Raw genomic sequence first — 12,911 nt, 5'->3', positions numbered from 1 at the left:
GCCTAGCAGACACGTCCAGTCACGTTGGCCAGAAAGTTCGACGGAGGGTCGCGTGCCGCGTGGAAACCACGCGGCACGCGGCTCGACTTGCACGGATTTCTTGGTTTGATCGATACAGACTACGGTGGCGTCCATCTCCCGCCGCTTTTTTTGAGAGTGTCGTGGAACTCCTCTTGCTCGTCTTCGTCGGCTTCGGCGGCTTTCCGGCGCGGTTTTTGATAGCTCAATCCCGCTTCTTTCAGCAACCGCCGACAACTCGGGATTGAATACGTGACACCGTACGTTTCTTCGAGATAGTCTTGAGCGAGCGCCGGCGTCCACGCCGGCGCGTCAATCCCAGCTTTTTCGGGCGGTTCGTGAACAGTCTCTTGGAACTCTTGTTGCTCTGAATCTGATAATTTTCTCTTTCTACCAGTTCTCTTATCATCAGTTACAGCCTGCTCAAGCGACTCGTCGGTGTCGAGTCGCTTGAGCCAGCTATAGATCGTTCTTCGACCGGTGTCGTGCCACTCAGCAAGTTCGGTCTGCGTGACACCATTTTTGTACGCGATTGCCGCTAACAACCGTTGTGTCGGCTTGTTTCCGTCCACGTTGTCGAGAGCGTCTTGAAGTTCCTTGACGGAGATCTCGTCAAGATGGTCCATTACATCACTCAACGTACTACGGGCGGAAAGTTCTAACGATTACTATAGCAGAAACCGTACTCTTGTCGTCTGGCGGGTCAGGTAGCGTCTGTATCTTCGGTCAGACTTCTCATTAATTAGCGTATCCTCCGTTTCACCTCGGCAAAAACCAGATCCCGTCGTGTTAGACCGAATTCCTGAGTGGGAGTGTCTGTCTCAACTGCTCTCTGATAGACTGCTTTCGTCCCGATTCAGCCATCAGAAACTGTTCAAACTGTGGATACTCATGCTGTGCTTCATTCTCTGGTATCCAGTGAGTCTCAAAGTACTCCTTCTTGGTAGCTAGACTACCGACTTCACCCTCTTCTACTCGCTCTAACCACTCGCTGAAGTCTCGGTCTCCTTTCGACTGGTTTGCTCCGTCACCGTTGAGCAGCTGTAGGTTAGCGATATGGTCTCGATGTTCTTTGTACCAGTCTACTGCTTCAGGAGCAACACCCTGTTCTTCAAGATACTCTCTGTTGGCTAACTTCCCCCGCGGGAAAATATGGTCCACTTCGTACGCAGTATGGCCAGCACGCCGGTCAGATCCATATAAGTGTGTCAGTAAGACATTTCGACGCGATCCGGACTGATAGTTGACCTCGTCGAGTAGAGTGTCGAGTACCTCTTCATCGAGATGCGTTGTCGTTCCCCGGCCACTCAAATCCGCTAAAATCGCTCCCGCAGGGAACTTGTGTCCATCAGATTCCTGGATGTGCTCTCGGGCCGTTTCTAGCACTCGCTGTGATCCGATATCACCGAAGATACCATTTAGAACCGCTGTGGCGAGCCAATAGTGGATTTCCTCGTTGTCTCCTGTGGTATCGTAGTCGGTTTCGTAGAGGAATTGGACGACGGGTGTAACGACCGTCTTGCTCGAAAGCGCTGCATTGTGGAACCCGAGGTCCGCAGCGAGTTCGAATGCATCCCTCACCGCTTGTTCGAATTCGTCATCACGGAAGATCTCCTCTGCTTTTGAGAGTAAGTCACCGTCGTATCGGCCGTCTTTTCTGAACGAGGGGGTCTCACCGGAAAGCAAGAGCAGCGTCCTGAGTGTGAATCGTTTGCCGAACGTAAAGCCTTCCTCTGAGAGCCGTTCGTCGCCGGAAAGTCGTTCGGTGAACTCCTCAATTTCATTTTTCGCATCTTTCGGTGCCCCTACGTCCTCGACTGTCTCCCAGTATCCAGTGAGAAGCGCAAGCAAAATATCGACGCCTGAGAGTTCTATTCCACCCTTATTCCGTCGAATGAACAACTCTCGTGCGGTTTTTTCGTCAGTTAGTGTCGTTTGATAGAGGATGGCCTCCCGTTCATTGACACCGCGCCAGAGTTGCTCTGCACTATCTATTGCGTTGCTTCTCTCAACGTCGCTGAGCGACGTCGGTAACTCCTCTTTGACCTTGGCTATGAATTGCTCTTGATCGAGGAACGCAGCTTCTGTGAGCTCTTGAGTATCGTCTAGAAGTGTCCCTACACGAAGCCAATAACTATCGCCCGCGCTGTTGAGTCCGCCGCTCTTTCTGAAATCGAACTCGTGAACGAGACCACGGTCATGGCTGTCACTATCATCGCCAGAGAACAGGTCGAGATACAGATGGCGGCGGTTGTACGAACTCTCGTTTTGTTTCCAGGCGCCGTGGATTCGCGTCGTGTAACTCCCGTAGAGGCCAATATAGAATGACGTCAGCCGTTGTTGGCCATCAAGGATGAGCGAGTACGACTCCGGGAAATTCGGGAGGCGTTTGCTATACCGACGGACCTCCTTCTCGTGTGAATAGCCTCGCTCATCGACGTAGTGTCTGATGAATTGATACGCGGGGTCTTCGCGATTCTCGATGTTCCGATCCCATACAAGCAGGGATCCGAGTGGAAGCCCACGGAGCAACGAGTCCCAAAGCATTTCGACCTGCTTCTGACTCCAGCAGTAATCTCGTTGCAAACACGGAATGAATAACGACTCGTTCAGCTGTGGGAGGGTCTCTGCGACAGTATTGGTTTCAGACATGTCCTTTCAAACTCCAATATCACTGAATAGAGATGGAATGTGATAAATGGCTGGGGTCTTCTTTGTAGTCTACTGGTAATATAGCATTTGGGATGCTTTTAATGACGAGCGTGGTAATTTGCATTTGATAGTTTCCCTACTCATAATTGGTATCACATAGCGGAGTCGACTCTTTGCCGTGAGCCACACCCAAAGTCGCTCTTCTTCATTACAACCCCCAATATTATTTTACCCGGTCCTCTATGTTCAGGAAGACCAATAATGGCCCCCGAAACCGGTTCTGAGAACATTGTTAATCAACTCGCCGGAATTGATGGCGTCCTCCGCGACGATATCCATGTGCAGGAGGAGAAAGTGACTACCTATATTCCGAAGGATACGTTGGAAGCCGCCCGAGAAGTGGAGGGAATTATGGTTGAGGTTCTTGAAGAACACGAACATGAGTATCTCATCATGGCAGAGCCAACTGAATCATAGGTTTTGAGATCTTTGTTTCTCTCAGACCATAATGAAGGCTGCCACCCATTAGAACGAACACTACGCTCGTATCTCTGGGTGAGAAGCAACTCGCTCTAATAGTTTGTAGCTGCCTCGATATTGATAGACTTATACAAAGAGAAGCGATCAGAATAATGTTTGCATCCGATAATCCGGGAATCTCTACATTATTCAGTAAGCACCTGTTGGCCAGCATGGCAGCGCGTCACATATGGGCAACTGCTACACTTCGCTAATTCGGGACACGGCTGATAGTCAGCTATCGTCTCAGCTTCTCGCCACTCCTGTCGGTCACTTTGGATTCGTTCTCTAATTGCTACCAGATCTTCTGGCCCGAACCGGCTGCAGTCAAATTCTCCATTTTTAGTATGGACTAACTGGACAATGATTCGCTCTATTTCTGGTTCATACTCTTCGTAGGCCCAGAGCGCATAGACGAGTTGCTGTAAAGAGGGAGCACTAAGAGGATCTGAATCGCTCGTTTTCCAATCAGTCACCACGAAATTCTCCTCAGAATCCCGCGTACAGAGATCAGGACGTACCGCTACCGGAGATCCATCGATCTTGAATGATCGATAGGCTTCATGGAGAAGATATTGATGAGCAGTAAACTGTGGCCAGATAATCCTATAGAAACAGTCTAAATGCGAATGAGCAACCGATTTTCCTCTCTCAATGACTTCGGCAACTGCTTTTTCCTCATGCGTCTTCGTATCAATTTGAGCCAGCGATTCAGTATTGGCTAGTATGTACTCTTCGAGTTTCTTACTCGTCATTGTCTCTGCCGCTTGGTAACTCAAAGATTCACCAATTCTCCAGCGGTCGATTTTTTGAGCGATGCATTCGTGTACGACCACCCCGATGAGAGCCCCGAGCGAATGAAACACAGGGCTCTGATTTCCTGTTTTAGTTCCTGTTGTGGTTGCCTCGGTCGGTAGATGGCGATAATAAAAGCGACGAGGACAAGAATCAAAGACCGTGGCTGCAGAATACGACCACGGCGGATACTCGAATGGCTGTTCGTGACCCATCTTACCGTCAGTTCAGCCCATCGATGATCGAGTATGCAACATCTGGCAACTGATGGGAAAGTTGATAATCCGAATAGTCGGCATCAAGGTGTTCTGTCTCCCCATCACGGGGGGTTCGTAGACAGGACCGCACGCTAAATGACAGAGATGATGCCGTCCCTTCAACTATCCACTGCTCTGTGTCGTGAGGAGAGTGTGCGATGTGTATCCCATCTTCTTTGAGTTGAAGCGACCGCTCCAATTGATCAACGAGTCCTTGCACTTTTGTTTGATTCAGTGTCGGTGGTTCGCCGGTTTCAGCGTAATCCAGGAGTGCCAACCCTTGATGTCGATCAAGTGAATCGTGGAGGTGACGATTGCCATAACGTCGTAAGCAGTTATGACACGCGGAATCACAGCTGCAGCCTTCCAGGATTGCCCGCGTTTCCTCACGGACTGTGTCGAACTGATCCCAGACTTTTGATGAGAAGCCAGCTCCTCCTGCAGTGGTGTCGAAAAGGAATACTTCAACTAATCCTCTAACACCATCGGTATCGATATATTCAGCAGACCGCGTCCGGAATCCACCTTCCAATTCATTATCTTCGATTCCAAGAGCTCGAGATGCCCCCATAACCAGGGCTTCAGCTAGCGACTGAGCAGAGGTGTTAAACCACTCTGCCGAGGGCACGAACCGCATCTTTTCATTCAGTGGGATCTGCAATACTGTGAGGTCGCTATTGAAGGTGTGACTGAAACTCGTAGTAACTGTCGACTCAGAGGAACACTGGTCTTCCCACTCATACTCGTCACTACCAAGGAAACGTGGATCCTTGGGATAGGGACGATTATGTGGAGATGTCAGTTGCCCGCCCCGACTTACTGCTCCACACTGCGTACAGATCTCGAAGCCCTCATCATCTGGACCGAAGTTCGCAACAAGTAGCGGTTCATCACTCAGCTTTCCAACTGTCGACGGTCCGACTTCTTTCTGTTCGTCTAATCCTGTTGTTTCATCAGTATCCTGTGACGTAGTCGTAAGCGGGTATTTCGGCTGAGTTGCATAGACGCGTTCCTCATTATAATCTGAGCCCTCTTCAGGCGCACCGTATTGGTCAACTTCGGGCGCAAATGCAGGAGGAGTATACATCTGCAATGATTCGATCTCGGCTTCTTCACACACTGGGCACATCTTCCCGTCCTCATTTAGGGGCAGATCGCGCTCGTTGTAGACCGTCTCGCAGACAGGGCACCAATTTAACCAGCCGAGGTCATCCCAATCTTCACTCTCAGCACGATTTACCGGATCATCAGCGAATTTGAAGTACACGCCGTAGGACTCGTATGTTTTCTTGTCCACAACGATCTCTCGCCCCGGAACGTAGGTTGAGAGAGCTTGTTTGAGATCGCGCGACATTTCATATTTTGTTTTCGGGCGATTCGAACCCTGTTCGCTACCTCGGACAATAAAGTCACACACGTCTGTTGGGAACGAGAACGTCGGCAAGAGTGCTGCATCCAGCAAGACCGATAAGAGATCTTCGTCGGTCTCGCTCTTTTCGGCCCAATTGGCCCGCTGCTGGAGCCGTCTGAGTTCATCGTTGAACTCTTGCGCTGTCGATTGAACGAACTCGGTTCGCCATCCTGGTGGGCGGTTCGAGCCTAATGCTTCTGGCAACAGATTACCCAATCGGTTCAGTACGTCGGACGAGTCCGTGAAAATCTGCTCTTCCAGCCACCCTTCGAAGTTGCCTAATGTCTGTGTGCCATCATTCTCGAAGAATTCTTGAGTCGTGCTCAAGGAACGGAATACATCAGCACCGGTATCGACCGCCAATGGATCGAAATAGCGTGCGAGTAACGACGCGTTGATGTGTCGACGCGCGATCTTTTCGTTACCTGCGTAGATGATTGGTTCGTTACCATCGCTTGTGATCATCTCTGCTGGGTTGTTGAAATAGTGCGACTCGTGCGGCGAGTTATCTGCGAAGGTGATGATAGTTGACAGCCCCGCACCACGGCGGCCCGCACGGCCTGCCCGCTGTTCGTAATTCTCCGGTCCTGGCGGCACTGTACGCATCGCCACGCCTGTGAGACTTCCAATGTCAATACCCACCTCCATTGTTGTCGTACAACTCAGTACGTCGATTGGTTGGTCGGCCTCGGCGTCACCAACGAGGATGTCTTGGAATAGGAGTTCATACTGTTCAGATCGAGAGAATGCCTCTGAGTTGTCCTTGGCACTCAACTGCGCAGAATGTTCTTCAGACCGAAGGGTGAGTGGGTCCCGCTCACCGTGGAGTACTTCGCGCGGTGGTTCTCGAAGGAAACTCTTCCGGGCCTGTAAGTGGATATCATCGTCGTCGACTTCAGTGAGCGTTCCACTGCACCCATCATGCGGACAGGTGTCGTTGAGCGAGACCACAGAAAACCTGTAACAGCCCTTACATCGATACCAATTATCGTCGAGCCGTAATTCGATCGTTGTCGCTTCAGGATTGACAAGATAATTCCCATGAACGTTTGATTCGAACAGCATAGGTTCCGTTGTCATCATCGCTCTCTTCAATTCTCGCCACTCGTCGTCAGAGACTGCTGCACCGATTGAGTCCTCGATATACTCCGGAATCAACTCACTATGATTTACCCCGACTTCATCCGGGTTGATCCATTTATTATAGGTATAGGACTTCGACCGCCGCCGTGCCTCAATGTCTTCATCGAAGGCCCGTTCCTGACACGCATGCTGAAGGGTTTCGATCAAGATACTCCGTAACAGATCTGGCTCTATAGACACTTGCTCCTCGTATTCTTCAAGTACGGACTCCGTTGGCCGTAGGAAACCAATCAGCGCAGCTGGAATCGAATAGTATTCATCGCCCAGCGATCGAAGCAAAACTTCTTCATATTGCTTAGGTCGTTCCGAAATCGCATTACGCGCTGTTGGCTCCTCTGGAATCTCATCAATGGAACCAAGGAAGTATTCATCAACAATCTCATCGAGCCGTTCCTGGATCTCTTCAAAACGAGATCGTGACCCAGGGTACTGCACGCCATTTTGATTCGCATATTCATCGCTGTCATCGAAGAAAACGATATTATTCTGTCGACAGTAGACAGCAAATTCCGCAAATAGTCGGTCCATAGTGAGCTCACCGTCATGAGAGCCAATGATATCGGTCACTACCTCTCTGAATGAGTCGAGTTCGACGTTTGCCTGGAGATCACGAGCGAGTCGTGCTGCCTTTTGTCGTCCGTCAGAGAAACATAATACTTTGCGACCTTCGTTCGGAAATTCTGACTTCAACGGATCTGTTGGCTGAATCCCGAACATCGAGCGGACGATATTCGCGAACGGTTCCTCACCTTTCGTAACCAAATCCTCGACCTTGGTATCACCGTTTCGACGTCGTTCTTGAATACCACAGGCTGGACACTGCGTCCAACTCCATGGGTCGCCCTCTTCAGGTGGCTCCTCTGTTGGCACCCATACATCAATGTGTGTCGTCGTTTCATCGTCACTAACATACCGATCATCAACTAGGTGGCCTGATGAAATAGACAGGTTGCGGGACCTAGTTGTATCCGCGAGTGACCGCCCGTTCGCAGGACCGGAAGTGGGGTCGTCGCGGGGCTTCTCAACCAGAAGGTGTAACTCATCCATGTCCTCCCTGTTCTCTGGGTCTGTCCAGAGGAATGTCGGACCCTCAGTATCGTCTGGTCGTCGATACGCACGCAGGTATGCTGCGCCGCACGTCCGGTGACTGATTAGTTCGAAGACGCGGCTCTCACATTCGGGACACACTCGGTGTGGGTTGGAGAATAACTTGCCAAGCAGTGGTTCACCATCTGTAGCTCGACGACCGCTACAATTGGGATTGACACACGCATACTGTGCCGGGAGTCCCTTAAGGAACATATGTAGTCGCGTCGGGAGAAGCGCCTGTTCTTCTCCACGTCGTGCCTCAGTGCACAGATAGAGGAAGTTTCCGGTGGCTTCCTTAGCTAATTCCTCATCAATGTCTGGGAACAGGTCTGTTGCCAGTTCCGTTAGCGGAACTGGATCCTCTCGTAGGTGACTGTGTGCTAACCGAAAGAGCGGGTCAGTTCTCAATTGCTCTGCAAGATATGACCGTATCTCTTCGAGATTATCAGTCTCTAAGGGCGCCCAATCGCGTTCACTGGCTAGATTTCGTATTTTTGATGGGTCCGTAAGCTTGTAGCCAACTCGTTGTAACAACTCAGCAGTTCGCGAATCTGCAGGTTGGCCACCATTGTACTCTTCTTGTTCACCAGTGATAACAGCAAACTCGTCAGGCTCTCCCGTTGTAAGCTCGGCTGCAAATTCGGGAGCTGCCTTTTCCACATTATCTCCCATCGTGGCACTTGTCAGAATGAACCGAACGCGGTCCCGCGGGATCTCGAGTTTCTGTAGGAGCCGGCTCAATAGGAGCGCAACCTCAGCTCCTTGTGCCCCTCGGTAGAGGTGAGCTTCGTCAAGAACGACCGTGAGTTCATTCTCTTCGTCTTCCGCAAGCCACTCACGGGTATCCTCGAATAGCGGCTGCTCGATCGGTCGCAGGAGCATATACTCCAGCATAGAGTAATTCGTAATGAGGATGTCCGGGGTCCCACCATGTGGGTTTGAAGTATGCATCTCTTGTCGAGTGAACAACTCCGGATCACCGGGTTGTGTCTGGAATTGCGTTTCCTTGTTAGAGCCGAAGTTTCGGAACCCTTCGAGGTTCTTGGCCGGAATCCGACCTTTGTCGGCGAGTTCCTTGTATAAGTCTGGCTTCTTATCCTGAAGGTCTAAATACCGGTCAATGACCGGCTTCACCATGCTATCATTTCTATCCGTATCGAACTCGCCATGATATGGCGTTCGGCTCGTATACATGCCGAATTGCACCCGTCGGCCCATCTGATTTTCAATCGTTTGAGCACCGGCTGGATCGCCGAAGAGGAGGCGCATCCGTGAGAGCTGATCAGCAACAAGCGCGTTCATCGGATACAAAATCAGTGTCCGGATTCCTCGTTGCTCTGCAGTATTGTTGCGTGCCGCTTCCTGTGCTAACTGTCCTAAAATCGAATACAAGAAAATCTCTGTCTTCCCTGACCCAGTACCCGTAGAGACAATCAGATCGTCCTCATCGTTGAAAAACGATTGTAGCGCATCTGCTTGATGTTTGTATGGTGGATCGAAGATTTCGAGGTTATCGTCTTCGAGATTCTTGAGCAGATCCACGACTTCGTCGGGAAGGTTTAGATCCCGGAGCTGATCGCCCGGGACATAGGTAGGCGTTGCTTCAACCCAAGGTTCTGTCGACGTTTCGCCGTCGTTCATCAATGCTCGCCGTTCTTTGAGCAGTCGAGGATGGCGAAGATGGTATGTTGCTTCAAGATACTGTTGTAAGTCGTTCTCGAGTTTGTCTGAGACTTCTTTAATTGATTGCATTGTTATGTATTATTAGTGATTGACACCGGAAGTTGCGCGAATATGTTTTTGACCGATTCTGCACTCTCAGCTCTGATCCGCCATTGAAGCATCTGGGATGAGGTTTCTAGCCACTCGGCACCGACTGCATACAACCATCGCATCTGCGGTCGGGGCGGGGCAAAGTCGCAGTTGACGATGACGTTTTCTTGGGTGCCCGTTTGCAAGTCTACGTGTTGCTGACGGCCGCCCAGTGAATCAAGCAGCAAACAGACGTGTTTCCGGTAGCGAGAGGGCACACTAATCATAGCGGCACTGTCACTCTCCTCAGGCATTACTTTCAGTTGATAAGTATCTGTACCGTATTCGACAGGCACCCGCCAGAAGCTGAGTTTCGTTCCGTTGTCTTGCTGGACTTCAAGTGGGTTTTCCTCATGCTGGAATCCGTAGCGACCGGTATATGCCTCCCAATCTGTGTCTTGTCCCCAGTTTTCCCGAGGCTGTTTAGCAACGAACTCAACCAGGGCCTCTTCAGTGAACAACTCCAACCCATTAATTCCAACATACTCCTCTCTCGATTGTACCGGGATATCGTGGTCTTTCAATTCATCTCGGCTAGTATTGGTTATTACCCGTGCAATACCTCGGAATTCTAGTGAGAGGCCCGCATCGAGAAACACCCGACTAGGTTTGCCAGAGATAAGTACTGCCTCGCTTTCGCTAGTCATGATCGCTCGAGTGGGAGCTGGTGCATAGTAACCCTCGGCGAGTCGCAAGACATCTCCAAGAAATGTCAAGGTTGGTCCTTTTCGGTCCCAAAGAATATCTCGGAACCAGTCTGTTCCCTCTTCTGCTGATGGATCATCTAGGACGGCTGCCAATTTGTGAACAACCCAATGTCGAAGCCCGGAGATATGCGTTCGAGCGGTCTCGCTGTCCGCACCACGCAATTTATCCGCGATACCGAGCCTGATTCCCTCCGCAACAAGCGCATCCCGCAGCCGCTCATCCGAAGCTGGCAGATTTTGTGGATCACCACCAATGAATTCGACCGCGAACTCGCGAAATGGCTCCTCGTCAAACCCGGCATTCTGTAACCACTGCATCCGAGCCCAGTGGGTTGATTCATCAATTCGGCCGACTTCATCGTACGTTTCCGTAATCTCGCCAACTAATCGATCACCTTCGAAACCGGTGACGCGCCCATCAATTTTCTGTCCAATTTCAGCACCGTGTCCAGGGAATTTGATAGGCGCATCGCCAACATACCCGATAAGAGCGTTTTCATCTCCTTCAGCGATTACTGTCGTGATTTCATCACCGATATCAACCGGAAGCTCAGTTGTTTGTTTCGAGAGAATTTTGAACCTAGTAGCGTAGTTTTCGCCCCGTGCCTTATTGTCACGCACTTCTGCACAGGTATTAGTCACGCCAACAATCCTAACCAGATCACCTTCCTGTGCGTATACTGGCCCGAGTTGAATTCGCTCGCCACCAAGTATGGCTACGCCAAGATTGCGCTCTTGTATTTCCTTGATTTCAGCATACGTAACTTCACCAACTTCAGGGGGGCGATCAGGTAGTAGTGCATCCATCACCTTCCGTACCCATTTGTCGTATTCTGGTCCAAGGATATCTTCATCTAGACAAAGCGCGAACCCTACGTCCCGGCCAAGTGATTCATGTCGGCCGAGGTATCTCACTTGGACTTCTCTCCCCTTCTCACAGTTCACCGGACCGATACTGATCTGGTTTCCATGATAGTTGACGGACCCAATACTATTCTTAGTCACGTAGTCGATGGTCGCTACAAACTCGTCATCGGATTCTAATTCCCTTGTCATCATACGGATTCAGTCGAAACCTCACCATCGTCAAGCGTCGTCGCCAACGCCGGTTGAGCGAACTCCAGTGTGACCGACCCAATGCCATCAAATTCGATTTGCACAGATGAGCATCCATTCATTACCCAATGGACAATGTCCTCAGGAACCGACTCGGGATCAGTAGTAAACTCGGTAATCGTCGGACCAAATGGAGCCTCAGCGACGAACTCCGCGTTCAATTCTAGTTCTAATCCTTCCGGACCAACATAGGCAAACTCCATTGGGAACAAATGTGGATTATACTCGGCGCCGAACTGATGAGTTTGGTCTTCACCTAGGGGTCGTAACTCGTATGTATCAGCACCATCCTCGATATTGATGCCACATTCATTGGTTTCTGTATCCAGTGAAGGCATCTTGTCAGCGGTCGCCACTGCGTGGAGATGCACCATACGATGACGGCTGGAATTTCGCTGATGGATACTGATACGCCGCGAGCCATGTTCCGGTACTTTAGTTCGATAATACCGAGGATTCCCTGGGCCCGTCGGATCGAGATCAATTACGCTGCCGGCCCGTTTCGGGATTGTAACAACCTCGAATACTGGATCAATCTCATCATCTGGTGTCACTCCAACTAAAACGGTCTCTTCAGTCCAGCCATAGATTGGTGCCTCCACGGTTGGATGCGCGTGTGCAGGAAGAATCACGTCTGCATCGAAGCCATAGTTGTCCGTGGTAAGCCCGTCGCCGTAGTCCTCGAGTAAATCTTCAGTCGCTTCTCTGGCAGGAAACGCTAGTACGGTCACTTCACCAAGGGAGTGTGTTGTCACGACATCAGGTAGGTGTCGAGGTAACGGGCTGGTGATAAGGTAGACCCACTCACCTTCCTTCACTTGGCGTTGTGAACGATGCCGCCTAGCCCGACTCTGATCCCCAACAAAAATGTCACCAGAAGCCAACCCGTCTGCTGTCCAGTCACCAGTAATGGCATCTAGTTCGTCTGGTCCCTTAATCTGGATCTCGAACTTGTCGGCTTGTGGATCGATCTGGAACCGAACCTCGGACTCTGTCGGGTGAAAATTCGTGGCAACAGGTGGCCTCTCAACTCCGCTTGCCGAAATAGTGACCTGATCTAAGAGGTTATTCACGTCGACGTTCATCGGCAATTGATCCCACTCTAGAGAGGGAATAATTCCGAAACAATCGATTTGTCCATCGTGGTGTTCCCCTATATGAAGGCGGATAGTGCGCTCTCGTTCGGTCGACTCAATATCGGATTCCCGAAGTTCATCGACCATCTCTTGGACACCCCCACGGCTCGATAACTCGCAGTCAGTATCATCAAGCACACCTATCTTGTGAGCAAAGTATTGCCGCTGAGACCCAATTCGAGGGGTCAGGAATTCGCCACATCTTGGACAGATGTAATAATCAAGTTTTCGGCGCTGTGCTTCAGATATCGGCACC

The 12,911-nt window shown here is 50.7% G+C and carries 6 protein-coding genes and 1 pseudogene; 1 reads left to right on the top strand and 6 read right to left on the bottom strand.

Annotated features, from left to right (window positions below; genetic code table 11):
* Positions 1–644, bottom strand: a pseudogene (locus EGH23_RS21915) (IS630 family transposase); the annotation flags it as partial.
* A gap of 163 nt (positions 645–807) precedes the next feature.
* Positions 808–2,670, bottom strand: coding sequence for a DUF262 domain-containing protein (locus EGH23_RS21910; protein WP_220582124.1), 1,863 nt, complete (start codon positions 2,668–2,670; stop codon positions 808–810).
* 261 nt (positions 2,671–2,931) lie between these two features.
* Here EGH23_RS21910 and EGH23_RS21905 point away from each other — a divergent pair, with 261 nt between their 5' ends.
* The gene (locus EGH23_RS21905; RefSeq protein WP_220582123.1) at positions 2,932–3,147 is read left to right on the top strand and encodes a hypothetical protein; all 216 of its coding nucleotides are present in this window, start codon (positions 2,932–2,934) and stop codon (positions 3,145–3,147) included.
* Between the two features lie 188 nt (positions 3,148–3,335).
* Here the strand turns inward: EGH23_RS21905 and EGH23_RS21900 are convergent, their stop codons facing one another.
* The 4 genes from EGH23_RS21900 to EGH23_RS21885 all read right to left on the bottom strand — a co-directional run bounded on the left by EGH23_RS21900 (position 3,336) and on the right by EGH23_RS21885 (position 12,742).
* Positions 3,336–4,199: a PD-(D/E)XK nuclease family protein gene (locus EGH23_RS21900; RefSeq protein ID WP_220582122.1), complete on the bottom strand. Its 864-nt coding sequence runs from the start codon at positions 4,197–4,199 to the stop codon at positions 3,336–3,338.
* A gap of 7 nt (positions 4,200–4,206) precedes the next feature.
* A complete protein-coding gene (locus EGH23_RS21895) occupies positions 4,207–9,525 on the bottom strand; it encodes a DEAD/DEAH box helicase (RefSeq protein WP_220582121.1) in 5,319 nt (1,772 codons plus the stop codon).
* Positions 9,526–9,638: 113 nt separating this feature from the next.
* Complete coding sequence (locus EGH23_RS21890) at positions 9,639–11,462, bottom strand: hypothetical protein (protein WP_220582120.1); 1,824 nt, start codon at positions 11,460–11,462, stop codon at positions 9,639–9,641.
* Positions 11,459–12,742 (bottom strand): hypothetical protein, encoded by a 1,284-nt coding sequence (locus EGH23_RS21885; RefSeq protein WP_220582119.1) that lies wholly within the window; start codon positions 12,740–12,742, stop codon positions 11,459–11,461. The genes EGH23_RS21890 and EGH23_RS21885 overlap by 4 nt, the downstream gene beginning before the upstream one ends.
* Positions 12,743–12,911 lie beyond the last annotated feature (169 nt).

Source organism: Haloarcula nitratireducens (genome assembly GCF_019599505.1).
This window is presented reverse-complemented; position numbering and strand designations above follow the sequence as displayed.